The 22,374-nt window shown below is 70.5% G+C and carries 22 protein-coding genes and 1 riboswitch; of the genes, 8 read left to right on the plus strand and 14 right to left on the minus strand.

Going from position 1 to position 22,374, the window contains the following annotated elements; genetic code table 11:
• Nucleotides 1-16: 16 nt before the first annotated feature.
• The 4 genes from I847_RS0100630 to I847_RS0100645 all read left to right on the plus strand — a co-directional run bounded on the left by I847_RS0100630 (nt 17) and on the right by I847_RS0100645 (nt 4,023).
• The gene (locus I847_RS0100630; RefSeq protein ID WP_034608897.1) at nt 17-463 is read left to right on the plus strand and encodes a MarR family winged helix-turn-helix transcriptional regulator; all 447 of its coding nucleotides are present in this window, start codon (nt 17-19) and stop codon (nt 461-463) included.
• Nucleotides 464-562: 99 nt separating this feature from the next.
• Nucleotides 563-674: riboswitch (SAM riboswitch) on the plus strand.
• Nucleotides 675-706: 32 nt separating this feature from the next.
• Complete coding sequence (locus tag I847_RS0100635; RefSeq protein ID WP_028048137.1) at nt 707-1,918, plus strand: LLM class flavin-dependent oxidoreductase; 1,212 nt, start codon at nt 707-709, stop codon at nt 1,916-1,918.
• Nucleotides 1,919-1,934: 16 nt separating this feature from the next.
• Nucleotides 1,935-3,296 (plus strand): NtaA/DmoA family FMN-dependent monooxygenase, encoded by a 1,362-nt coding sequence (locus I847_RS0100640; RefSeq protein ID WP_028048138.1) that lies wholly within the window; start codon nt 1,935-1,937, stop codon nt 3,294-3,296.
• A 31-nt stretch (nt 3,297-3,327) separates the two neighbouring features.
• On the plus strand, nt 3,328-4,023 hold the full coding sequence (locus tag I847_RS0100645) for a triacylglycerol lipase (RefSeq protein ID WP_028048139.1): 696 nt from the start codon (nt 3,328-3,330) through the stop codon (nt 4,021-4,023).
• On the opposite strand, the gene I847_RS0100650 is transcribed toward I847_RS0100645, so the two are convergent.
• The 10 genes from I847_RS0100650 to I847_RS0100695 all read right to left on the minus strand — a co-directional run bounded on the left by I847_RS0100650 (nt 4,024) and on the right by I847_RS0100695 (nt 15,406).
• Nucleotides 4,024-4,851 (minus strand): alpha/beta fold hydrolase, encoded by an 828-nt coding sequence (locus I847_RS0100650; protein WP_028048140.1) that lies wholly within the window; start codon nt 4,849-4,851, stop codon nt 4,024-4,026.
• Nucleotides 4,852-4,905: 54 nt separating this feature from the next.
• Nucleotides 4,906-5,826, minus strand: a complete 921-nt coding sequence (locus I847_RS0100655; RefSeq protein WP_028048141.1) for an ABC transporter permease — start codon at nt 5,824-5,826, stop codon at nt 4,906-4,908.
• Complete coding sequence (locus I847_RS0100660) at nt 5,816-6,541, minus strand: ABC transporter ATP-binding protein (protein ID WP_196804474.1); 726 nt, start codon at nt 6,539-6,541, stop codon at nt 5,816-5,818. The genes I847_RS0100655 and I847_RS0100660 overlap by 11 nt, the downstream gene beginning before the upstream one ends.
• Nucleotides 6,542-6,606: 65 nt before the next feature.
• On the minus strand, nt 6,607-7,737 hold the full coding sequence (locus I847_RS0100665) for an ABC transporter substrate-binding protein (protein WP_034608658.1): 1,131 nt from the start codon (nt 7,735-7,737) through the stop codon (nt 6,607-6,609).
• A 423-nt stretch (nt 7,738-8,160) separates the two neighbouring features.
• Nucleotides 8,161-10,302, minus strand: coding sequence for a glycogen debranching protein GlgX (gene glgX / locus I847_RS0100670; protein ID WP_034608660.1), 2,142 nt, complete (start codon nt 10,300-10,302; stop codon nt 8,161-8,163).
• A gap of 109 nt (nt 10,303-10,411) precedes the next feature.
• Complete coding sequence (locus I847_RS21205) at nt 10,412-13,153, minus strand: glucosidase (RefSeq protein WP_081680302.1); 2,742 nt, start codon at nt 13,151-13,153, stop codon at nt 10,412-10,414.
• Between the two features lies 1 nt (nt 13,154).
• On the minus strand, nt 13,155-13,781 hold the full coding sequence (locus I847_RS0100680) for a hypothetical protein (RefSeq protein ID WP_028048145.1): 627 nt from the start codon (nt 13,779-13,781) through the stop codon (nt 13,155-13,157).
• Between the two features lie 85 nt (nt 13,782-13,866).
• Entirely contained in the window at nt 13,867-14,658 is a 792-nt protein-coding gene (locus I847_RS0100685; protein ID WP_028048146.1) for an alpha/beta fold hydrolase, read from the minus strand.
• Nucleotides 14,655-15,086 (minus strand): SRPBCC domain-containing protein, encoded by a 432-nt coding sequence (locus tag I847_RS21210; RefSeq protein WP_051274339.1) that lies wholly within the window; start codon nt 15,084-15,086, stop codon nt 14,655-14,657. The genes I847_RS0100685 and I847_RS21210 overlap by 4 nt, the downstream gene beginning before the upstream one ends.
• Nucleotides 15,083-15,406, minus strand: coding sequence for a helix-turn-helix transcriptional regulator (locus I847_RS0100695; RefSeq protein ID WP_034608661.1), 324 nt, complete (start codon nt 15,404-15,406; stop codon nt 15,083-15,085). Before I847_RS0100695 ends, I847_RS21210 begins: the two co-directional genes overlap by 4 nt.
• 234 nt (nt 15,407-15,640) lie before the next feature.
• On the opposite strand from I847_RS0100695, the gene I847_RS0100700 reads away from it, so the two are divergent.
• Nucleotides 15,641-16,189, plus strand: coding sequence for a DUF1269 domain-containing protein (locus I847_RS0100700; protein ID WP_028048148.1), 549 nt, complete (start codon nt 15,641-15,643; stop codon nt 16,187-16,189).
• A 62-nt stretch (nt 16,190-16,251) separates the two neighbouring features.
• On the opposite strand, the gene I847_RS0100705 is transcribed toward I847_RS0100700, so the two are convergent.
• The 3 genes from I847_RS0100705 to I847_RS0100715 all read right to left on the minus strand — a co-directional run bounded on the left by I847_RS0100705 (nt 16,252) and on the right by I847_RS0100715 (nt 20,072).
• Nucleotides 16,252-18,465 (minus strand): hypothetical protein, encoded by a 2,214-nt coding sequence (locus I847_RS0100705; RefSeq protein WP_155855930.1) that lies wholly within the window; start codon nt 18,463-18,465, stop codon nt 16,252-16,254.
• A gap of 150 nt (nt 18,466-18,615) precedes the next feature.
• Entirely contained in the window at nt 18,616-19,104 is a 489-nt protein-coding gene (locus tag I847_RS0100710; RefSeq protein ID WP_034608663.1) for a MarR family winged helix-turn-helix transcriptional regulator, read from the minus strand.
• A 26-nt stretch (nt 19,105-19,130) separates the two neighbouring features.
• Nucleotides 19,131-20,072 carry an RNA polymerase subunit sigma-70 gene (locus I847_RS0100715; protein ID WP_034608665.1) on the minus strand — a complete coding sequence of 314 codons (942 nt, stop codon included), beginning with the start codon at nt 20,070-20,072 and terminating at the stop codon, nt 19,131-19,133.
• An 81-nt stretch (nt 20,073-20,153) separates the two neighbouring features.
• Between I847_RS0100715 and I847_RS0100720 the strand changes: the two genes are divergently transcribed.
• Nucleotides 20,154-20,522 (plus strand): nuclear transport factor 2 family protein, encoded by a 369-nt coding sequence (locus tag I847_RS0100720; RefSeq protein ID WP_028048152.1) that lies wholly within the window; start codon nt 20,154-20,156, stop codon nt 20,520-20,522.
• Between the two features lie 59 nt (nt 20,523-20,581).
• Here I847_RS0100720 and I847_RS25255 read toward each other — a convergent pair whose 3' ends face one another.
• On the minus strand, nt 20,582-21,241 hold the full coding sequence (locus tag I847_RS25255) for a hypothetical protein (protein WP_051274340.1): 660 nt from the start codon (nt 21,239-21,241) through the stop codon (nt 20,582-20,584).
• 91 nt (nt 21,242-21,332) lie between these two features.
• On the opposite strand from I847_RS25255, the gene I847_RS0100730 reads away from it, so the two are divergent.
• Together I847_RS0100730 and I847_RS0100735 are read left to right on the plus strand one after the other, a co-directional pair.
• The gene (locus tag I847_RS0100730; RefSeq protein WP_028048153.1) at nt 21,333-21,776 is read left to right on the plus strand and encodes a hypothetical protein; all 444 of its coding nucleotides are present in this window, start codon (nt 21,333-21,335) and stop codon (nt 21,774-21,776) included.
• A gap of 127 nt (nt 21,777-21,903) precedes the next feature.
• On the plus strand, nt 21,904-22,296 hold the full coding sequence (locus I847_RS0100735) for a hypothetical protein (RefSeq protein WP_028048154.1): 393 nt from the start codon (nt 21,904-21,906) through the stop codon (nt 22,294-22,296).
• Nucleotides 22,297-22,374: the final 78 nt, after the last annotated feature.

Genomic DNA, 22,374 nt, shown 5'->3' on the forward strand with positions numbered 1-22,374 from the left:
TATCTGAGGAGTGCCCGTGACGGACGACGCACCGGACCCGCTCGCCGTGGAGGCCCAGGTCTGCCTGACCATCTCCGCCGCCGCGCGAAGCCTCGTCGGCTTCTACCGGCCGTTGCTCGAGCCGCTCGGGCTGACCCACCCGCAGTACCTCGCGATGCTGGCGCTGTGGCAGTACGGCCCCATCTCGCTCACCCAGCTGAGCGGCCACCTGCACCTCGAACCCGCCACCACCTCGCCGCTGGTACGCCGCCTCGAGGCCATGGGCCTGTTGCGTCGCGAGCGGGACGACGCCGACGAGCGGGCACTGCTCCTCGTGCTCACAGAGGCCGGCCGCGACCTGCGCAGCCTCGCCGTGCCGATCCCGGCGACGATGGTCGAGCGCCTCGCCCTGGATCCCGCGCAGATCGAGCAGGTCCGGAGCGCTGCCGAGCTGCTCGTGGCCGCCTGCGCCGCAGCCTCCTGAACGAGGCGACGCCCTGACCTGACAGGGTCGCGTCCGCGGAGCGAGACGGCACCCCGCGGACCTTGCGCCCGCCGACCGCGCTGCTACCTTCCCGGCCAAGGTCACGAGACCGGCGCGAGGGCCCTGGCTCGCCGGTCGGCAACCCCTCCGCACGGTGGGTGCCTCCAGGTGCAGACCTGGCCGGGCGGACCGCGTCCGGCAAGCGCGATGCGGGGCCCCGAGCGCCCCGGAGAGGTCGTCTCCATGTCCGACACCGCCCGTCTCCACCTTGCGATCGCCCTCGACGGCGCGGGTTGGCATCCCGCCGCGTGGCGCGAGCCGCACGCACGGCCCTCCGAGCTGTTCACGGCCGGCTACTGGGCGGACCTGGTCCGCACCGCGCAGGACGCGCTGGCCGACCTGGTCACCATCGAGGACACGTTCGCGCTCCAGTCGAGCCGGTTCGAGGGTCCCGACGAGCGCACGGACCAGGTGCGTGGTCGACTCGACGCCGAGCTCGTGGCGGCGCGGCTGGCGCCGGTCACCCGGGGCATCGGGCTGGTGCCGGTGGTGACGGTCACCCACACGGAGCCGTTCCACGTCTCCAAGGCTCTCGCGACTCTCGACCACACCAGTCGAGGACGGGCCGGCTGGCAGGTGCGCGTCTCTGCAGGGGCCTCGCAGGCCGAGCTGTTCGGCCGGCGCGAGTTCCCGAGCTTCGCACCGCCCATCGACCTCGACGACCCCGCCATCGCACCGCACGTCCGCGAGACGTTCGAGGAGGCCGCCGACGCGGTCGAGGTGGTGCGGCGGCTCTGGGACAGCTGGGAGGACGACGCGGAGATCCGCGACGTGGCGACGAGCAGGTTCATCGACCGCGACAAGGTCCACCACGTCGACTTCGAGGGCGCGCAGTTCTCGGTCCGTGGTCCCTCGATCACGCCTCGGCCGCCCCAGGGACAGCCGGTGGTCACCGTCCTGGCACACTCCACGATCCCGTACGAGCTCGCGGCGCAGGCGGCCGACGTCGTGTTCGTCACGCCGCACGACGACGAGGGTGCACGGCAGACCCTGGCCGAGGTGCGCGACGCGGAGGTCCGCGTCGGGCGCTCGGGCCTGCCCCTGCAGGTGTGGGCCGACCTGGTAGTGGTGCTGGACACGCCCGAGGAGTCGGGAGCGGACCGCAAGGCTCGGCTGGACGCGGCGACGGGGGAGCCGTGGTTCACGGACGCGGTCGTCGTCGCGGGCAGCGCGTCGGTCGTCGCCGACCAGATCGCCGCCTGGCATCAGCTCGGCTACGCCGGGGTGCGACTTCGGCCGGCCACCCTGCCGGACGACCTGACGCTCGTCGCCAGGGACCTCGCGCCTGAGCTGCGCCGGCGCGGACTGACGCGTCCCGCCTACGACGCCGACTCGCTGCGGGGCCTGCTCGGCCTGCCGACCGACGTGCCCAACCGCTACGCGACCGCCCGCTGAGACGAGGACCACGACCATGACGACACGCAAGCAGATCATCCTCGGCGCCTACCTGGGCGGCGTGAACCACCAGACACTCTGGGGACTGCCCGAGTCCGGGAGCCAGATCGACTTCTCGAGCTTCGAGCACACGGCGAGGACCGCCGAGCGCGGAAAGTTCGACTTCTTCTTCCTCGCCGAGGGCCTCGCGCTGCGCGAGCGGGGCGGGAAGATCTTCGACCAGGACATCATCGGCCGCCCCGACACGTTCACGGTGCTGGCGTCGCTGGCCGCGGTGACCGAGCACCTCGGGCTCGCGGGCACCATCAACGCGACGTTCAACGAGCCGTACGAGCTCGCTCGCCAGCTGGCGTCGCTGGACCACCTCTCGGGTGGCCGGGCGGCGTGGAACATCGTGACGTCGTTCGACGCGTTCACCGGGCAGAACTTCCGCCGCGGCGGCTTCCTGGACCGGTCGCAGCGGTACGAGCGTGCCGCTGAGTCGTTGGCCCTGGTCCGTGAGCTGTGGGACTCGTGGGCCGACGACGAGGTCGTGGCCGACAAGGCGAGCGGGCAGTTCGTGCGCTCCGGCGACGTCGGCGCGTTCTGGCACTCCGGGCCGCAGTTCGACGTCCGCGGCCGGTTCACCGTCCCGCGCTCGCCGCAGGGCCAACCGGTGATCCTGCAGGCCGGGGTCTCGCCCCAGGGCCGTGACTTCGCGGCGGCGAGCTCCGATGCGATCTTCTCGCCGTTCACCCACCTGCCCGAGGCGAAGCAGTACTACGCGGACATCAAGCGGCGGGCCGTCGCGTTCGGGCGGGCACCGCAGGACGTCAAGCTCCTGCCCAGCGGCTCGTTCGTGCTCGGGGACACCGAGTCCGAGGCGCAGGAGAAGGCGATCTGGGTGCGCGAGCAGCAGGTCACGCCGCAGACCGCGCGGGTGCTGCTCGAGCTGGTCTGGAACCGCGACCTGTCCGACCTCGACCCGGACGGCCCGCTGCCCTCGATCGAGCCGGACGTCGCCGCGCCGGCGTTCATCCAGGGCCGCGCCCGGCTCGAGTCCGACCTGCAGGTCTGGGCCGACCGGTTGCGTGCGGTGGCAGCCGAGAAGAAGCTGTCCGCCCGAGAGGTCGTGATCGACCAGTTCACGCGGGCCGAGTTCGTCGGGACGGCGCAGCAGGTGGCCGACCAGATCGACGAGTTCGTGCAGGACGACGGGTCGGACGGGTTCATCGTCGGGTCGCACCTCGTGCCCACCGGCCTCGACGAGTTCGTCGACAAGGTCGTGCCGTTGCTGCAGGAGCGTGGCTCGCTGCGCGCCGACTACACAGGCACCACGCTGCGCGACAACCTCGGCCTCCCGGTGCCGGCGCGCGTGCGTGAGCCCGCACGCGTCTGAGTGGACGTCCGGCATGCGGCACTATGGCCGCATGCCGGACGCCGACGTTTTCCCGACCCCGGGCGCCGTGCGCCACCTGTGGTGGCGGGTCCGGGACTACGCCAGCGTGCTTCGCTGGCAGCTGGCCAGCTCGCGCGGGTGGGACGCCTACCTCGCACCGCAGGCGCTGGTCGGCCCGCCCGTCGTCCTCGTCCCCGGCGTGTGGGAGCCGTGGCAGTTCCTGCGACCGGTGGCCGAGGTGCTCTACGCGCACGGTGTCCGGGTGCACACGGTCCCGGCCCTCGGGTACAACCGGCGACCGGTCGCCGACGCGGCGCAGGTGCTCGCCCGGTACCTCGAGGAGCACGACCTGCGTGAGGTCGTGCTCGTCGCCCACAGCAAGGGCGGCCTGATCGGGAAGCTGGCCATGCTGGAGCACGACGCGGACGGCAGGATCTCCTCGATGGTCGCGGTGAACACGCCGTTCTCGGGCTCGACGTACGCGCGCTGGATTCCGCTGCGTTCCGTCCGGGCGTTCATCCCCTCGGACGAGACGATCGTGGCGCTCGCCGCCGAGGTCGAGGTGAACCATCGGATCACGTCGGCCCATGCCTTCTGGGACCCGCACATCCCCGGCGGCAGCCACCTCGACGGCGCGCACGAGGTCGTGCTGGCGACGCCCGGACACTTCCGACCGCTCGCCGACCCGCAGCTCCGGGCGATCCTGCTGGACCGGCTGACCGCCTGATCAGCCGCGCGGCAGCCGGAGCACCCGGGTGAGGCCGGGCTGGTCCGGGTCGTCGACGATCTCCTTGTCGTCCAGCCACGACGTGATCACGTGCGCGAGCTCACCCGGGTGGCTGAAGTTGATCGCGTGCGCGGCACCCTCGATGAGCACGACGGTGACGTGGTCGGGGGAGCTGGTGCCGACCTCCCGCACACGCTTCGGTCCGGGCATGAGCGGATCCTTCGACCCGATGACCGCCAGGGAGGGCACCGGGACCTGCAGGAGCCGCTCCAGCGAGGGGAAGCGGGTGAGCTCGCTGAGCAGGTTCAAGGTGTTGATCGGCCCGAACTTCAGGTAGTCGGGCACCGCGACGCGCGCCATCTTGGGGCTCTCGCGCACCCCGTCGGTGGCCAGCTGCCGGAGCGCGCGGCGCAGGGGCTGGTTGTGCACGCCGCCTGCCGGGGAGACGAGCACGAGCCGGTGCACCCTCTCCGGCGCCGCGTGCGCGACCTCGAGGCTCACGACGGCACCCATCGAGTTGCCGACGAGGATGACCTTCTCGAAGCCGAGGGCGTCGAGGATGTCGAGCAGGGTGTGGGCGAGCGCGGGGATGCCGAGGGTGTGCCCGGGTCGCTCGCTGCGGCCGTAGCCCGGCAGGTCGGGCACCAGGTTCGCGCCACGGTCGGTGAGGAGCCGGGCCGTCGGCATCAGGTACGAGCCCGAGATGCCGAAGCCGTGGATGTGCACGACCGGGACGCCGCCCTCGACATCAGGGCTGCGCCGGATGAATATCTGGTGCGCGCCGGCCGTGAGGTAGGTCTGGGTCCAGATCGCGTCGCTGCTCGTCACGTGCTGATCGTGACAGAGAGGGCGACGTAGATCGAGACGAACGGCCGATCGACGCTACTTGCGGCGTCCCGTGTTGGACGTCTGACCGGTCAGGCCACGCGAGTTCAGCACCGCCCGCTCGAGCGGCGAGAAGACGATCAGCTCGATCGCGATGCCCACGAGGAAGATGAGGAAGATCGAGACGATGACGAGCGACATGTCGCTGAGGCTGCGGCCGGTGTCCAGGAGCTGGCCGAGACCGCCCCCGATCGCCACCGTGATGAGCTCGGCTGCCATGAGGGAGCGCCAGGCGAATGCCCAGCCCTGCTTGAGGCCACCGAGGAACCCGGGGAGCGCTGCCGGCAGGAGCACGTAGCGGATCCGGGTCCAGCCGCGGGCGCCGAGCACCTGGCCCACCCGCAGGAACAGCGGCGGCACCTGGTCGGTGCCGGCGAGCAGGCCGTTCACGATCGACGGCACCGCGCCCAGCAGGACCACGGCGTACATCGTCGCGTCGGTCAGGCCGAACCAGATGACCGCGGCGGGCACCCACGCGACCGACGGCAGGGACTGCAGCCCCGTGATGATCGGGCCGAAGGCGCGACGCAGCAGCGGCGAGGCCGCCAGCGCCGTGCCGATCGCGACCCCGACGACGACGGACAGCAGGAAGCCGACCGCCGCGCGCCGGACGCTCGTGCTCATCGCGAGCCATGCCGTGCCGTCCTCGACCGTGGACAGGAACGTCTGCCACGTGTCGGCGGGGCTCGGCAGCGCGTAGGGCGGCTTCAGCTCGAGCATGTAGGCGATCTGCCAGACGACGACGATCGCCACGAGCGCCGAGAGCACGGGCCAGGCTGAACGCCACACCTGGACCAGGAACGACGGGCGCGGGTTGGTGATCGGCGTCTCGAGCGCATCGAGGCCTGCGGCCAGTGCGCTGTCCGAGGGGCGCTCGTGTGCCGGTCCGGTGACGGGGGCGGTGGTCTCAGTGGCCATGGCGGGCGATCTCCTCACGCAGGTGCTCGGTGATCTCTGCACTGAGCGCGGACACGTCGGCGTCCTCGATGCGCCGCGGCTGCGGGATGTCGATGCGCCACTCGCGCACCACCCGCCCGGGTCGCGACGAGAGCAGGACCACACGCTGACCGAGCCGGACGGCCTCGCGGACGTTGTGGGTCACGAAGATCACCGCCCGACCGGTCTCCGACCAGATGCGGGTGAGCTCCTCGTGCAGGACGTCGCGCGTGATGGCGTCGAGCGCCGCGAACGGCTCGTCCATGAGGAGCAGATCGCCCTCCTGGGCGAGCGCCCGGGCGAGCGCGACGCGCTGCCGCATGCCGCCGGACAGCTCGTGCACCCGCTTGGGCGCCGCGCCGTCGAGCCGGACGAGCGACAGCAGCCGCTGGGCCTCGGCCTTGCGCTCCTTGCGCGGTACGCCGCGCAGGCGCAGGGCGAGCTCGACGTTCGCGCCCGCGGACAGCCACGGGTAGAGCGCGGGCTCCTGGAACATGAGCGCCGGCCGTCCGCCGGTGACCTCGACCTGACCGGACACGGGCTGGTCGAGCCCGGCGATCAGCGACAGGAGGGTCGACTTTCCGCACCCCGAGGCTCCGAGCAGGCAGACGAACTCGCCGGGCTGGACCGTCAGGTCGATGTGCTCGAGCACCGGCGGCCGCGAGGCCTCGCCGAAGTGCTGGGTGACGTCTGTCAGACGCGCCGCAACGGCGGCCGGGGCACCCAAGGTGCCCGGGCCGCCGGCCGCCGTCGCGGTGGTGGTCACTTTCCGTCTGCTCCTAGTCCGGCGTCGTCGACCGTGTCCTGGCCGTTGGCCTTCAGCACCTCGTTGAGGAGGGCGAGGTCGTAGATGCCCTCGAGGTCGGTCTTCTTGGAGGTGCCGACGGTGACGGCGTGGTCCGCCGACGTCTGCAGGCTCGAGGCGATCGGGTCGAGGGTGAGACGCAGGTTGCCCCACGCGCGGTCGAGCACGCCGTCTGCCAGCGGCTTGCCCGTGAGCTTCTCGATGTTGGCGTTCGCCGCCGTCTTGGCCTCGTCGGGGTTCGCGGTGATCCACTCGTTCGTCGCGTACTCCGCCTCGATGAGCTTCTTCACCGTGCCGGGGTACTTGTCGAGGAAGTCGGTGTTGACGATGAGCTGGGTGGTGACGAAGTCGCCGTCCGGCCACAGGTCCTTCTCGTCCACGAGGACGTGCGCGCCGGCGTCGACGAGGCGGGACGCCCACGGCTCCGGGAGCCACGCACCGTCCACCTGGCCGGCCTTGAAGGCGTCGAGCGTCTGCGCGTTCTCCTGCGGGACGACGTTCACGTCGGACTGGGCCCCGGTGAGCGAGCTGGTCAGCTTCTGGTCGGCCAGCCAGGCGCGCAGAGCGACGTCCTGGGTGTTGCCGAGCTGGGGGGTGGCCACCGACTTGCCCTTGAGGTCGGCCGGCGTCTTGATGGCGGCGCTGACGACCAGCTGCGCACCACCCGACGTCGCACCGGAGACGATCCGGATGGCCTTGCCGTCCGACTTGGCGAACGCGTTGATGGCAGGGTTCGGGCCGACGTACGCGGCGTCGATCGCCCCGCCGAACAGGGCCTCGACGGCGGCGGGCCCGGCGTTGAAGATCTGCGTCGTCAGCTTCGTGTCGCCGAGGGACTTCTGGTACGTGCCGTCCTCGACACCGATCAGGGGAATCGCGTGCGTGACGTTGGCGAAGTAGCCGAGGCGCACCTCGTCCGCCTCGGCCAGCGTCGCAGACGCGCCGCCCTGCGAGGCCGTCGGGGACGGCTCGGCTGCGGCGTCGGAACCCGAGGAGCACGCGGCGAGGGACGAGAGGACGCCAGCGGTGAGCAGGGCGGTGAAGGTGGCGGCAAGGCGGCGCGCGCGGTGCGCGGGTCGAGCAGTCATGTCAGGTCCTTGGGTTCGAGTCGGTCGGTCAACGCGGGCTGCGAGCGGGTGCCGGACATCGCCGACATCGCGCGAGAGCGCGGACCGGGGCGTGCGCTGCGGCACGGTTGAGGACTCGGACGAACAAGGTGGACGCCATGAGGGCGCTTCCTCCGCGGGGGACGGGGATGGTCGCGGTTCTGCCGGGCCGTCGTCCGGGACGGGGCCTGGCGAAGAACGCGCGGCCGAGGGGGACGGGGCCGAGGTTCAGATGGTCCGCGGACAGCAGGGACGCGCGGGAGCCGTGGCGACGTGACAACACGTCGAGGCGGCGCGGCAGGTCTGCATGTGAAGAGGATGACGGTCCGCGGGCGCAGGCAACACCCGCGTCTCGAATATTGGACTAAGCAGGTCGGAATTTGAGACTTGCCGGGTGCCGGCGCGTCACACGCCGGGCGGGGGACTCGTGAGGACCAGGACCGACCAGCCCGGCACCCAGACCTGGTCTCCGGCGCCGCGCGGGGTGACGTCCGTCGACTCGCCGGTCGGTACCGACGAGTCGAGCGCGACCGTCCACACGTTGCCGGGGCGTGCGTCCGGGACCGTGAACTCCACCGCGCCCGACCAGCCGTTGACCAGCAGGAGGAGGTCGGTGTCGATGATCGGCTGACCGGCGTCGTCCCGGTCGGGCGCGTCCGAGCCATCCAGGTACATCGCGACGGACCGCGCCCGGGGATCGGCCCAGTCGGCGCTGGCCATGAACTGCCCGGTGGGGGAGTACCACCCGATCTCCTCCGTCTGCGCACCGGTCAGGAACCGTCTCCGTCGCAGGACCGGGTGCCGGCGGCGCAGCCCGATCAGCCGTCGCGTGAAGGTGAGGAGCTCCTGGTCGGCGTTCTCCCAGTCCACCCAGGTGATCGGGCCGTCCTGGCAGTAGGCGTTGTTGTTGCCGAGCTGGGTCCGGCCCAGCTCGTCGCCACCCAGCAGCAGCGGTGCACCCAGGGAGGTCAGGAGCGTGGTGAGTATCGCTCGGGTGCGTAGCCCGCGCAGGGCGATGACCGCAGGTTCGTCGGTGGGGCCTTCCGCGCCGCTGTTCCAGGAACGGTTGTCGGTCGACCCGTCGCGGTTCTGCTCGCCGTTGGCCTCGTTGTGCTTCTCGTCGTAGCTGACGAGGTCGCGCAGCGTGAACCCGTCGTGGACCGTCACCAGGTTGACCGACGCCGACGGCCGCCTGACCGAGCCGCCGAACAGGTCCGACGACCCGGCGAGCCGGGTGGCGAGCTCCGCGAGCATCCCGTCGGTCCCGCGCCAGAAGTCCCGCACGCTGTCGCGGTACCTGCCGTTCCACTCGCTCCACAGCGGAGGGAAACGCCCAAGGCTGTAGCTGTCCAGCTGGCCCACGTCCCACGGCTCCGCGATGAGCTTGGTCCGCCCGACGACGGGGTCCTGCGTGATGAGGTCGAAGAACGACGCGGTCTTCTCGAAGCTGCCGTCCTCGCGCGCCAGCGTGGTCGCCAGGTCGAACCGGAACCCGTCGACGTGCATCTCGAGGATCCAGTACCGCAGCGAGTCCATGATCAGCCGCAGCGTGGTCGCGTGGTCGACGTTGAGGGAGTTTCCCGTGCCCGTCGTGTCGTAGTAGGAGCGTGGGTCCGTCGGGCTCAGCCGGTAGTACGAGGGGTTGTCGATGCCGCGGTGGCACAGCGTCGGGCCGCCCGAGCCGCCCTCGGCGGTGTGGTTGAAGACCACGTCGAGGATGACCTCCAGGCCGGCGGCGTGCAGTCGCTTGACCATCGTCTTGAACTCGTCGACCTGGCCACCGACGAGGCCGGCGCGGGCGTGCGCGGAGTACTTCTCGTGGGGTGCGAGGTAGCCGATCGTGTTGTAGCCCCAGTAGTTCGTCCGGCCGCTCTCGACGAGGAACGCCTCCGGGACGCTGTGGTGCACGGGAAGCAGCTCGACCGCGGTCACGCCGAGGTCCAGGAGGTGCTGGATCACCGCGGGATGACCGAGGCCCGCGTACGTGCCCCGCAGCTCGGCGGGGACGTCGGGGTGCAGCGCAGTGAGCCCCTTGAGGTGGGCCTCGTAGAAGACGGTGTCGGCGTAGTCGGTCCCCGGGTGGACGTCCCCCTCCCAGTCGAAGCCCTGGTCGACGACGATGCTCCGGGGCATGTGGTGCGCCGAGTCCAGCGCGCTGGGCGCGTCGGCGTCGCCGACGACGTAGCCCAGGACCTCCGGACCGAACTGGACGTCGCCGCTGATCGCGCGCGCGTACGGGTCGAGCAGCAGCTTGGCCGGGTTGCAGCGCAGACCGCGCGACGGGTCCCACGGTCCGCCGGCGCGGAATCCATACGGCGTGCCCGCCACGACGCCGGGAACGAACGCGTGCCAGACCCCGGCGTCGTTGTCGACGAGCGGGACCTGGTGCTCGGTGCCGTCGGCGTCGAACAGGCACAGGATCATGCCGACGGCGACGTCCGACGCCACCGCGAAGTTGGTGCCGCCGGGGAGCAGCGTCGCCCCCAGCGGGAACGCCGAGCCCGGGGTGGACCGAACGGTCGCGGGAACGGTGACGGTGGCGCTCATGCGGTGGTCCTCGCAGGGTGGGGGCCGGTGGGTGGTGACACCGGACGGGCGGCGCCGAGCCCGAGGCGAGCCGTCGACGACCCGTGACTCGAGCGCGGTGCCATGGAAGCTATCGGACGGGTGGGACTGGGCTCGGCGGAGGTGGGCTCGGTCGGGTCGGTGCGGGGTCGAGGTGCACGAGGTCGCTCAGGGACGCGACGCCCGAGCCGGGTCTGCGCCGGATCAGGTCGGCGACGAGGCCGGTCCAGCCGGTCTGGTGCGCGGCGCCCAGGCCGGCCCCGTTGTCACCGTGGAAGTACTCGTTGAACTGTACGAGTCCCTGCCAGTGCGGGTTCTGCCCGTCGTCGACGAACCGGCTCACGTACCCGTAGCAGGGCCGCCGCCCGTCGTCGCCGACGAGGAACAGGGAGACCAGCCGGGTGCGCAGGTCCTCGGCGACGCCCGTCAACGGCCGGTGCACGCCGGAGCCCGTCGGGAACTCGACCGTCGCGTCGTCGCCGAAGAACGTTCCGTAGAGCTTGATCGAGGTGGCCAGCAGGTAGTTCAGCGGGAACCAGATCGGGCCGCGCCAGTTCGAGTTGCCGCCGAACATCGCGGTCGTCGACTCGGCCGGCTCGTAGTCGATGCTCGCCGACAGCTCGCCGATGTCGAGCACGTAGGGGTGGTCGCGGTGCGCGGCCGAGAGGGCTCGCAGGCCGTAGGTGGACAAGAACTCGTCCTCGTCGAACAGGCGGGCGAAGAGCCGTCGGATGCGGTCCACGCCGACGACCCCGACGAGGATCCGGCGCTCTCCTGTCGTGCCGCGGACGGCGCCGCTGTCCGGTGCGAGGTTCGACGGGTCGAGCGCGTCGCCCAGGAGGCTGGCGAAGCCCTTGCCCAGGACGGCGACCTCGGCGATCAGGGGCTCGTCGATCACCAGAGAGGCGAGCACCGGCAGCACGCCGACCATCGAGCGCACCTTGACCGGGATGCGCTCGCCGTCGGGGAGCACGATGCGGTCGTAGAAGAACCCGTCCGCCTCGTCCCAGAGGTCCTGGTCGTCGAGCGCGCCCTTGATGAGGGCGAAGTGCTCGAGGAACTTGATGGTCAGGTCCTGCGTCGGCTGGTTGCCCTTGCGGTGCAGCACGAACGACATCGTCGCCATGTGCATCGAGTACAGGGCCATCCAGGCTGTCGCGTCCGACTGCTCCAGGCGGCCGGCGACGGGCAGCTTGTCGCGATCGATCGGGCCGATGTTGTCCAGCCCGAGGAAGCCGCCCTCGAACAGGTTGGAGCCGTCCGCGTCCTCGCGGTTGATCCACCAGGTGAAGTTGACCAGCAGCTTGTCGAAGACGCGGCGCAGGAAGTCGAGGTCCCTGGCACCGTCGATCGCGAACACCTCGAGCGCGGCCCACGCCTGTACCGGAGGGTTCAGGTCGTCGAACGACCACTCGTACGCCGGCAGCGCTCCGCTGGGGTGCTGGAACCACTCGCGGCAGATGAGGATCAGCTGGTACTTGGCGAACGCGGGATCGACGTGCGCGAGCGAGACGCAGTGGAACGCCAGGTCCCACGCCGCGAACCATGGGTACTCCCACGTGTCGGGCATCGACATGATGTCGAACGCGTCGAAGTTGCGCCATCGGCTGTTCCGGCCGGTCTTGCGGGACGCGGGCGGCACCGGCTGGCCGGGGTCGCCGTCGAGCCAGCGCGCCACCTCGTAGCTGTAGAGCTGCTTGGACCAGAGCATCCCGGCGAAGGCCTGGCGCATCACCAGTGCCTCGTCGGCCGTGGAGCCGGCGGGCGTCAGCTCCGCGTAGAACTCGTCGGCCTCGGCACGACGGCGGGTGGCGACCTCGTCGAACGACGGACCGACCGCGTCGGCCGCCCCGCCCCTGGGGCGCAGTCGCAGCCGGAGCTCGACCGTCTGCTGCGACGCGACCGACACCTGGTACCAGGCCGCCGCCTTCGTGCCCTCGCGGGCCGGGTTGACCGTGGGCGCATCGTGCAGGACGTGGTCGTTGATCCCGTCCTTCGGATACGTCGGGCTCTCAGCGGCACCGAAGAGCTTGGCGGCGTTGGTCTCGTTCTCGCAGAAGAGCAGCGTCGGTGCGATGCCGTCGGGGCCCGGGCCGACGACCAGCTCCAGGTCCCCGAACAGCGGGTGGTCGATGTCGATCGACCCGGTGCCGGCGCGTAGCTGCGGAGCCGCCTCGTCGTCGCCCCAGGACCAGGTGTTCCGGAACCAGACCGTCGGCAGGACGTGCAGCGTCTCGGTGTCCGGCCCGGCGTTGGTGACCTGGATGGTCATCAGGACGTCGTGGGGGCCGTCCTTCGTGTACTCGACCTCGACCACCCAGAACCGGTCCTCGTCGAAGGCCCCCGTGTCCAGGAGCTCGTACTCGGGCTGGTGCTTGTCGCGTCGACGGTTCTCCGTGACCAGGTCGTCGTACGGGAACGCGCTCTGCGGGTAGTGGTAGCGCCAACGGTTGAGGGCGTGGCTCGGGAGCGCGTCGGTGAACCACCACCACTCCTTGACGTCCTCACCGTGGTTTCCCTCGTCGCCGGTGAGGCCGAACATCCGTTCCTTGAGGATCGGGTCCTGGCCGTTCCAGAGCGCGAGCGACAGGCACAGGCGCTGCCGGATGTCACTGAAGCCGGCCATGCCGTCCTCGCCCCAGCGGTACGCCCGCGACCGCGCGTGCTCGTGCGGAAAGTGCCTCCACGCCTCGCCGTCGGGGCTGTAGTCCTCCCGCACCGTGCCCCACTGGCGCTCGCTCAGGTAGGGGCCCCACAGGTACCAGTCGCTGGCGTGCAGCAGGCCGTCCTCGAGCTTTCCGAAGGAGTCGACCCTGTCCCGCTCCGCGCCCACGTCAGGAGTTCTCGTTCAGCGCCGTGCAGCTCGCGGAGCCGTCGAAGGCCGAGCGGATCGCCCCGCCGACGTTCGAGGCGGCGGCCTGCAGCGTCGTCGCGTACTCCTTCGCGGCCGCCAGGGCAGTCGACGTCGCGGTCAGCGCGGTGCCCGCCGAGCCGAGGAACCCCGCGGCGTTCTTCGCGTCGGCAGCCTCTTGGGCGGCCTCCCGGGCCTGCTGCGTCGCGGCGCTCACGTCGCTCGCGCTGCTCTGCAGGCTCTCCTTGAGGGTGGTGGCCTCCTCGGTGTCCGGTGCGTCGGCGATCGCCGCCTTGAGCTCGTCCAGCGAGGTTCCTGCCGTAGCGATGTTCGTCTTGAGCTGCGACTTGAGCTGATCGAGCGCGTCACCGGAGCCGAGCTGGACGCTCAGCCCCTCGGCGACCGCGCTGATGTCGGTGGTGAGGTCGCCCAACGAGCTGCAGACGTTGTCGGCCCAGGCCGAAGCCGTCAGACCCGTCGGGGTCGGTGTGGGCGTCGGTGTGGGCGTCGGCGCCGGTTTCGCATCGGGCTCGCTGGACGAGCAGCCGGCGAGCGCCAGCATCGCGACGACCACCAGACCGAGCGCGGACCTGCGGACGGACAGACGCATGCGAGGGCCTCCGGTTCGACGACTCACCCCTGCAGACTCGCCGCCCAGGGCGCGCCCGTCATCATCCGCAGGTGATGAAGACAGGTCAGGACCGTCTGCGGAGGAAGAACTCGCGCAGCACGGGCGCCAGCACGGCTGCCTCGACGTCGTGCGTCTGACCGTCGAGCGTCGTGCGCTCGCAGGCCGGCAACAGCTCGGCGACGGCCTGGCCGGCGGTCTGCAGGATCGAGGGGCTGGCTCCACCCGTCACGACGAGAGCCGGCGCGAGGATCGACCGCGTCAGCTCTCGTGGGACCCGGCTGCCTGCCATGAGCGCGTTGTCGTACCCGAGGGTCGGCGCGATGGCCTCGAAGCGTTCCCAGCCGGGCTGTGCCCTCATGCCGGCCACAACCGGAGCCGGGACGCCGACGAACGACATGAACGCCGCGACCGCGTCTCCGCGACGGTGCTCGGCGAGCGCGGCCGTCAGCTCGGCCGTGTACTCCTCGGCGCGCTCCCGGAGGCCCGCCTCGGCCACGTACGGCGGCTCGTACAGCGCCAGGCGGGGGATGCCGGGTCTGGTGGCGGCGATCGCGAGGGCAAGTGCGCCGCCCGACGACATCGCGTAGACGCCGGCCGAGCCTCCGGCGACGTCGACCAGGGCGGCCAGGTCCTCGACCTCGCGCTCGACCGCGTAGGGAAGCGTGTCGGTGCTCTCGCCGCGGCCGCGGCGATCGTAGGTGTAGACGGTGAACGCGTCCTCCAGCAGGGCGGCCAGCGGGTCCATCGGTCCCGCGCCGCGGAAGCACATCGCGCCGTCGACGAGGACGAGCGGCGGGCCGTCTCCGGCGCGCGTGTAGGCGATCGTCGTGCCGTCCGGGGAGGTCAGTGTGCTCACGTTCGTGCTCCGTCGATGATGTAGGCGTCGAACCGGTCCAGGCTGGTGACGAACCCGGACTGCGCCGCGGGGCTCGCGATGGGGGCGGGCACCTTCTCCTGGTGGGTGACCACCTCGGTGCGGCCGTCGTGCAGGTCGACGAAGGTGATCGTGGTCAGCATCCCGTTGTCGGCGTCCTGCCACACGAGCCGGTCGGGGCGCTGGACCACGACGTACACGGCACGCATCGTGTACCTGCCGCCGTCGGCATCGTCGACCATCGTCGTCTCGAACACGCCGCCTGGGCGCAGGTCGACCGTGATGTTCTCGATCGGGGTTGTCGTGCCCTTCGGGCCCCAGAAGCGGGTGAGGTGCTCGGGCGTGGTCAGGCAGTCGAACAGCAGCCCGGGCGTCGCCCGGTGGATCCGTCGGAAGGTCAGCTCGGTCACAGCGTCTCCAGGTGCTCGGCGAGGCGGTCGTGCCGGTCGGCCCAGACCCGCCGGTTGGTCTCGATCCAGCCCACCGCCTCGGCCAGGCGCTCGGCGTCCAGCGAGCACGGCCGTGACTGCCCGATCCGCGACCGCGATATGAGCTGGGCCCGTTCGAGCACCAGGAGGTGCTTCGACACCGCCTGCTGCGACATCGCGAAGGGTTCGGCCAGCTGGTGCACCGTCGCGTCGCCGCGGGAGAGGCGTTCGAGGATCGCGCGGCGGGTGGGGTCCGCTAGGGCTGTGAACACCAGGCTCAGGTCGTCCTCCAGCACGGTCATGCGTCGAGGATATTCACAACTCGCACGTTGCACAACCCCCAGGTTGTGGATCTCAGGTCGATCGCAGTGAGCAACCATGCCGGCCGCACACCTCCCTGATCTGCCGCCGCGAGAACGGGTCGCGTGCAGGTGCGACGAGTTCCGTGACGAGGCCATCCGGACGAGCGCCCGGACCGGGGGCCGGCCGCTACAGTCGGCTTTGCCCGGAACGTGCAGTCACACGAAGGAGCACACATGTCTGAGGACGCTGACAACGACATCGAGGCCTTCGCGGCCGTGAGCGATGGGGCGTACACGCTCCTCGTGGCCGATTTCGCGAGCATCGACACCGCCTGGGAGGCGTACGAGATCCTCAAGTCGATCGAGGACGGACGCACCGTCGAGATCGAAGGCGTCGTCGTGGTCAAGCGCGAGGAGGACGGCAAGCTCGAGGTCCAGAAGGCGACCGACCACAGCACGAAGTCGGGCCTGAAGTGGGGTGTCGTGGGTGGGATCGCGCTGGGCGTGATCTTCCCGCCCTCGATCCTCGCCAGCGCCGCGGTCCTCGGTGGTGCCGGTGCCGGGGTCGGCAAGGTGCGCGAGCTGCGGAACAAGAACGAGCTGGCCAAGCAGCTCGAGGACGCGGTCCTTCCCGGTCACTCCGGTCTGGTGGCACTCGTCTCCGACCCCGGCGAGGTCGAGATCCGCAAGGCGTTGGACAAGGCCGAACGGATCGTCGAGGGTGCCATCGAGGACGTCGTCGCCAAGGACATCAAGGCTGCGGCCAAGGACGCGGAGGCCTAGCCCGCTTCGAGGCGACGGACGATGCCCCGGGCCGTGGCCCGGGGCATCGTCCGTTCAGGAGCTCACTCGATGCAGAACCCGATGTTGACGGACAGCGCGCGGCCCGTCGTGACCGAGTCGATGATCGCCCGGTCGGACGTCCACAGCTGCAGGACGTACCCGCACGGTGTGAGGTGCTGGGTGTCGAGCGACCACGTCGAACCGAACGGGGCCTGCGAGGTCGGGATCGATACCGACGTGGACAGATCGTTCGCGGGCAGCGCGGTCGGCAGGAGGTCGAACCACCACTGGGAGAACCAGGTGTCGTGCGCGTCGAACGTCCCGTGGATCGTCATCCCCTGCGTGAACTTGCCGCAGCCCTGAGCCGACAGCTGACCGGGGTCGACGGCAAGGTGTGCCGAGTTGTCCGGGTCCGCGGACGCCGTGGCCAGCGTGTTGTCCAGCTGGAACAGCTGGGAGTCGACCACTGTGCTCGTGCTCTGCAGCTCGAGCTCGACCTGCCACACGTCGTCGCCCGAGGTGTTGATGTACCCGAGGGTGCCGAGCGTGTTGGCGTTCCAGGCCGGCCACTCGGTCCAGCCGTCCAGACCCGGCGTGACCCAGCTGCCGACGGCGGCCGAGTTCACGACGAAGAACGGGGCCATGACCGGTGTGGGCATGCCGCCGACAGTCGCGTTGTGGACCAGGAGCCGGTACTTGGTCCCGTACAGCGCAGGGTCCGTCGGGCCGTGCACGGTGACGCGTCCGGCGAACGGGCAGCCGCGCGAGTCGAGCACAGCGCCGTTGTAGGCGATGTGCGCGACAGGTTCGGTGACGCCGGTGACCGGGTTGATCTCGGTGGTCGCCACGCCGCCGACGATCGTCATCCGAGCGGTGCCGTCGTAGCCCGGTCCGGGCAGGACGTGCACGATCGAGTCGAGCCGGTTGCCCCAGTGCGGGACGTCGTCCGGGTTGGTGGTCGACGGAGGTGTGTTCCAGGAGAGCACCGCGCGCACCTTGTGCAGCCCGGGCTCGGTGCACAGCCGCCGGTACCGGTCGACGTCGAGCGGAAGGATGGCTGCGTACGACAGCCCGCCGCCGGGCATCGAGATGTAGTCGTGAGCGCCGACCTTCACGGTGCCCAGATACGTGTACGCGCAGTCGTCGTCGAAGTCCCCCCAGAACGAGACGTACTCGGTCGACCCGGCGGAGCAGGGCGGACCGGAGAACCCGGTGGGTCGCTTGACCCGGTAGGTCGCGACGAGCGTGCGTGCCGCGTCGTCGAGGCCGAGGCACTCCAGCTCCTCGTACGTCGTGTCACCTTTGCCGTCGGAGAGCTTCGCGAGGATGTCGCCCCAGTCGAGCTGGATCTTCGTGTAGGCGAGAGAGGTGGTGGCCACGGTGTTCTGGGTCATCGCGCTGCTGAGGGCCGACGACGACTCTGCCGCGGCGAACCGGTGCGGCGGCACCGGCTCGAGTGCCAGCCGGGCGACGCGCTTGTCGACGGCCTTCTCCGCGAGGACCTTGAGCTTGTCGGGGGAGTAGAGGCGCGACAGCACGTTCACCGACAGCGGCACGGGGTCGGGTCCCACGGGCGGTAGCGGCTGCGGGTTGAGCGCCACGGGCCCGACCGGGTCCGGCTCCGGGATGGGGACGGGCACGAACTCCTGGTCGACGAGCTCAGCCAGGACCTTGGGGTCGATCTGCAGAGCCGGTCCGACGTCGACCACGTCGGGCAGGTGGAAGATCCGGCGCGGCCGGATCTGGATCGTGTCGTCCTGGACCTCGCCCCAGACCGGCGGGTAGCTCGGGTCGCCGGGCGTGGGCTGGTGCTCCCACGACAGGATCGCCCGCACCCGCGGCAGCACGGGCGTCAGGCAGAACTTGCGCAGCGGTTTGAGGTCCACGCCGGCGACGGCGATGTACGGGTGGTCGGGCGCACCCGTGCACTCGCGGCCCAGCGGGACGTCGAAGACGCGGGCCGCGGAGGCCCCGGCGTCGACCCATCCCGACCCGAAGTCGACGAAGAACCGAACCCACTCGACGGAGCCGTGTGTACACGGTCCGCCGGAGTAGCCGTACTCCCGCTTGATGACGATCGTGGCCTCGAGCCTGTCCAGCTCGGGGCTGTAGGAGACGCACCCGATCTCTTCGTACGCGGTGTCGCCCTGCTTCGGTTCGATGACCGGGAGCAGCTCGGCGAGGACCTTGTCGGTGAGCGTCCCGAAGTGGTTCGGGTTCGCGGTGATGAACCGGCGGAACTGCGATCGTGCCGGCTCGACGACGACGTCAGGCATCTGCATTCCCCTCTCGACGTGCTGCGGGCGGTCGCCCGCAGCCCGGCAGGGCGCGTGCCAGGAGCGCCACGCGTCGAGCCGTCAATCGAGAGGGGTGTCCCGGCCGCGCGACGGGTCGGTTCGAGGCGGGTGAAAACACCCATGACGCCCTTATCGCGCGTCGATGCCCGTGGCCAGGTGGCCGGCAGGGTCGAGCCTTTTCAGGATCCGGGCCGTGATGCGGTCGAGGTCGGCGATGTCCGAGTCGCTCAACGGGCCGATCACCAGATCCTTGACCAGTGAGACGTGCCCCGGCGCCGCGGCGACGACCGTGCGCCGACCCTCGGCCGTGAGGACCGCGTTCGTGGCACGCCGGTCGGTCGGGCAGGGAACGCGCTGGACGAGGCCGCGCTGCGCCAGGCGCGAGACGACGTGCGACAGCCGAGCGAGGGTCGCGTTCGTCCGGGCGGCGAGAGCCGTCATGCGCAAGGTGTGCTCGGGCGCCTCGGAGAGCATCGCCAGCGTGAAGTACTCGAAGTGGCTCAGGTCGGAGTCGCGCTTCAGCTGAGTCTCCAGTGCGCCCGGCAGGAGCTCGACCACGGCGGCGAGCTGCTTCCAGGCGTGCAGCTGCTGGTCAGTGAGCCAGCGGTCGTCGTCCACGACCGGAGCCTAACGATTACTTGATGCTACAAGCATTCGATGAACGCTGGAAGCCCGAACGGCCGCCAGAGGTCGTCGTCGAGAAAGCGGGTGACGGCCCCGACCCGGTCGCCGGCCAGGGTGACGACGAGCAGCCCGCCCCAGGCGCCGCCGAGGTAGCAGCCGAACGCCGGCTGGCCGTTCGCGCTCGTGGGTTCCAGGCTGAGCTCGCTGTTGCCGTGCCAGGTCCAGCTCGCGCTCAAGAAGGCGCTGATGTCGGCGAGGCCCTCGTACTCGTGGGGGGCCGGTGGCATCGACCAGGTCGCGTGCTCCGCGAGCAGCGCGACGACCCGAGGGATGTCCCGCGCGACGAAGGCGTCGGCGAACCGGTCCACGAGGTCCGGCGACGGCGCGACCGTGACCGGGGTCCTGGACGCCAGGCGTGCGCGCCCGCGCTGCAGCAGTCCTTTCACAGCCAGCGGCGTCGCTCCGAGGATGTCGGCTACCTCGTCCGGCGAGAAGTCGAGCACGTCGCAGAGCACGACGCCGGCCAGCTGTCGCGGTGGAAGGTGCTGCAGCGCGGTCACGAAGGCGAGCGAGACGTCGTCTCGAGCGTCCTGCCGGCTGGTCGGGTCGGCATCGAGCCAGTCCGTCGGGCACGGCTGCAGCCACGTGATCTCGCCGCGCCTCGTCGGCTCAGGCACGTCGAAGGGCGGGACCGGCGCGGCCGGCCGACGACGCCCGGCGCGCAGCAGGTTCAGGCAGGTCCGCGTCGCGATGGTGTACAGCCAGGTGCGGACCGACGACCGTCCCTCGAACAGTGGCAGGCCTCGCCACGCAGCGACCAGGACGTCCTGCAGCGCGTCCTCGGCGTCGGTCGACGACCCGAGGATCCGGTAGCAGTGCAGCCGCAGCTCGCCCAGGTGCGGCTGGACGAGCGCAGTGAAGTCGGCATCCTGTTCCGGGCTCACCTCGACGGTCGGCGGCATGGCGGCAGTATCCGCGTTCCGTCTGACACGCGCCCGGTGTCTATCCCTACGTCGGCACGATCACGTCAGCGGGAGGTCAGCATGCGCACAGCACAGAAAGCACTGGAGACGTCGCTCGCCTACTTCACGGCCTGGTCCGGCGGCGACATGGACGCCGCACTGAGGCACGTCAGCCCGGACGTCGTCGTCATCGCGCCGCCGGGCCGGTTCGAGGGCGCGGACGAGCTTCGTCGATTCATGGAGCCGTTCTCGCGCACGGTCATCACGTCGGCGGTGGTCTCGGGCTTCGGCGACGACGACACCGCGCTCCTCTACTACGACACCTCGACCGAGGTCGTCGCGTCGGCTCCCGCTGCCGAGCGGCACACCGTCGTGGACGGGCTGATCACCGAGCTGCGGATCGTGTTCGACCGGCTCCCTTTCGAGCAGGCCCGAGCCGCCCGGGTCTGACCGTCGCCGGGGTCGGGGTCTCCTCCTCGCCGCGCCGGCTGCGGTGGACCTCGAACGACTCACTTCATGACGTTGACGGCGCGGGACAGGACCACCGCGAACGTGGCGATCGAGACGAATGACTCCCAGGTCATCAACGCCTTCGCGGTGCGGGTCAGCGGCATCGTGTCGGTCGGCGAGAACGCGACGAGGTTGGTGATGCCGACGTAGAGGTAGTCGAGGAACCGCGGCTGCCAGCTGTCGAACTGGTCCGAGTACTCGCGGATCGCGTCCTGCGTGAACCAGAACGACATCAGCTCGGGTTCCGGCAGGATCCGACCGTTCGGGCCGCCGCGGTCGAGCTGCCAGAACAGGAGCCCGAACCCCACGGCGAGGACGACGAGGATCTGCGACCCCTCGGCGAACATCTGCTGCACGCTCACGGGCTTGACCTCGAGCACGTCGGCGATCATGAGCGCCGCCGACGAGGTCGCGGAGACGCAGAGCGTGATCGCGAGGGCGTACCGCACGATGCCCGCGCGACGTCGCTCCGCGGGCACGACGCCGTCGACGGCGATGAGCGTGATCGCGAGGACCAGCTCGATCATGGGCACGACGAAGCGGCCCCCGACGGCGATGCGGTCGCGCATCAGCACCTGCGAGAGCACGGCGACGGCGACGGCGCTCAAGGGCGCGAGCCGGGTGCCGACGGTCGGGTACGGCGCCGGCGACTCGGTCACGGGGCTGCCTTCCACTCGGGACAGCGCCAGTCCACCACGTCCTGCACGATCCCGGGGTGGATGTGCGCGAAGCATCCCGTAGCCTCCGGGCATGAGCACCCTTGACGAGGTCGGCGAGCGTGACGTCTGGCGATGCTGGTTGTGCGACGAGCCGGTCGACCCGGACGCGTCCGTGAACGCCGACCGTGGCCCGAGCCTCGACGGGGGAGCGACGCCGAAGGGCAAGAAGCCGACGCCGGGGTCCGAGCGGCTCGCGCACCGGGCCTGCAACACCCGCAAGGGCGCCGTGACACCGGTGGTGGCCTGGTCGCCGTCGCTCTTCGTCGTCGAGCCCGCGCCGATCGTGTCGACGGTCGAGCGCCTCACCCGCAAGGGTGGCCGTGAGGTCGTCGGCCGGTGTCCCACCCGCGCCGACGGAGACGAGGCGGCAGCCTGGCTGGAGGATCGACTCTCCCGATTCGCGCCGAGCCTGCGGGTCGCGGCGAGCGTCGAACCGGGTGGCGGCCAGTTCCTGCTCGTGCTACGAGCACTCTGAGGCTCGTTCCTCTGGCTTTGACCTGCGGTTTCAGCGATGATCCGTTTCAGGGCAATCGCCCTGGTTGATCGACGATCGTGGGAGCGCCGGGCGCTTCACCACGACCGGACTCGTGAGAGGGACCCACATGAGTGAGCAGCGCAGCGGTCTTGCCATCGGAATGACGATGTTCGCGGCGACCATGATGATCGTGATCGGCTTCTTCCAGGGCATCCAAGGGCTCGTGGCGCTGGTGAACGACACGTTCTACGTCGCCGGGTCGAAGTGGGTCTTCGAGTTCGACGTCACGACCTGGGGCTGGATCCACCTCCTGCTGGGGATCCTCATCGCGCTCGCGGGCATCTTCGTCCTCATGGGCCAGGTCTGGGCCCGGGTCGTCGGCGTGATCGTGGCGACCTTCAGCGCCGTCGTCAACTTCGCGTGGCTGCCGTACTACCCGGTGTGGGGCGTCATCGTCATCGCGCTGGACGTCTTCGTGATCTGGGCGCTCAGTGTTCACGGCCGGGACATCACCAGCTGACTCCGCACGTGCACCGAATGTCGACTTCGTCGCGCTAGCGTGGCCATGAGTCGAACCGATTTTGCGATCGATGGGAGT

Source organism: Cellulomonas sp. URHD0024, from assembly GCF_000426185.1.
In the GTDB taxonomy this organism is placed as follows: Bacteria; Actinomycetota; Actinomycetes; order Actinomycetales; family Cellulomonadaceae; genus Cellulomonas.

Bases quoted from the DNA above. Each gene is read 5' to 3' on its own strand.
- I847_RS0100655 (WP_028048141.1), bottom strand. From the start codon at position 5,826: ATGGCCACTGAGACCACCGCCCCCGTCACCGGACCGGCACACGAGCGC.
- I847_RS0100700 (WP_028048148.1), top strand. From the start codon at position 15,641: ATGTCTGAGGACGCTGACAACGACATCGAGGCCTTCGCGGCCGTGAGC.
- I847_RS0100640 (WP_028048138.1), top strand. From the start codon at position 1,935: ATGACGACACGCAAGCAGATCATCCTCGGCGCCTACCTGGGCGGCGTG.
- I847_RS0100645 (WP_028048139.1), top strand. From the start codon at position 3,328: ATGCCGGACGCCGACGTTTTCCCGACCCCGGGCGCCGTGCGCCACCTG.
- I847_RS0100680 (WP_028048145.1), bottom strand. From the start codon at position 13,781: ATGCGTCTGTCCGTCCGCAGGTCCGCGCTCGGTCTGGTGGTCGTCGCG.
- I847_RS0100730 (WP_028048153.1), top strand. From the start codon at position 21,333: ATGAGCACCCTTGACGAGGTCGGCGAGCGTGACGTCTGGCGATGCTGG.
- I847_RS0100705 (WP_155855930.1), bottom strand. From the start codon at position 18,465: ATGCCTGACGTCGTCGTCGAGCCGGCACGATCGCAGTTCCGCCGGTTC.
- I847_RS0100735 (WP_028048154.1), top strand. From the start codon at position 21,904: ATGAGTGAGCAGCGCAGCGGTCTTGCCATCGGAATGACGATGTTCGCG.
- I847_RS0100715 (WP_034608665.1), bottom strand. From the start codon at position 20,072: ATGCCGCCGACCGTCGAGGTGAGCCCGGAACAGGATGCCGACTTCACT.
- glgX (WP_034608660.1), bottom strand. From the start codon at position 10,302: ATGAGCGCCACCGTCACCGTTCCCGCGACCGTTCGGTCCACCCCGGGC.
- I847_RS0100695 (WP_034608661.1), bottom strand. From the start codon at position 15,406: ATGACCGTGCTGGAGGACGACCTGAGCCTGGTGTTCACAGCCCTAGCG.
- I847_RS0100665 (WP_034608658.1), bottom strand. From the start codon at position 7,737: ATGACTGCTCGACCCGCGCACCGCGCGCGCCGCCTTGCCGCCACCTTC.
- I847_RS0100720 (WP_028048152.1), top strand. From the start codon at position 20,154: ATGCGCACAGCACAGAAAGCACTGGAGACGTCGCTCGCCTACTTCACG.
- I847_RS0100635 (WP_028048137.1), top strand. From the start codon at position 707: ATGTCCGACACCGCCCGTCTCCACCTTGCGATCGCCCTCGACGGCGCG.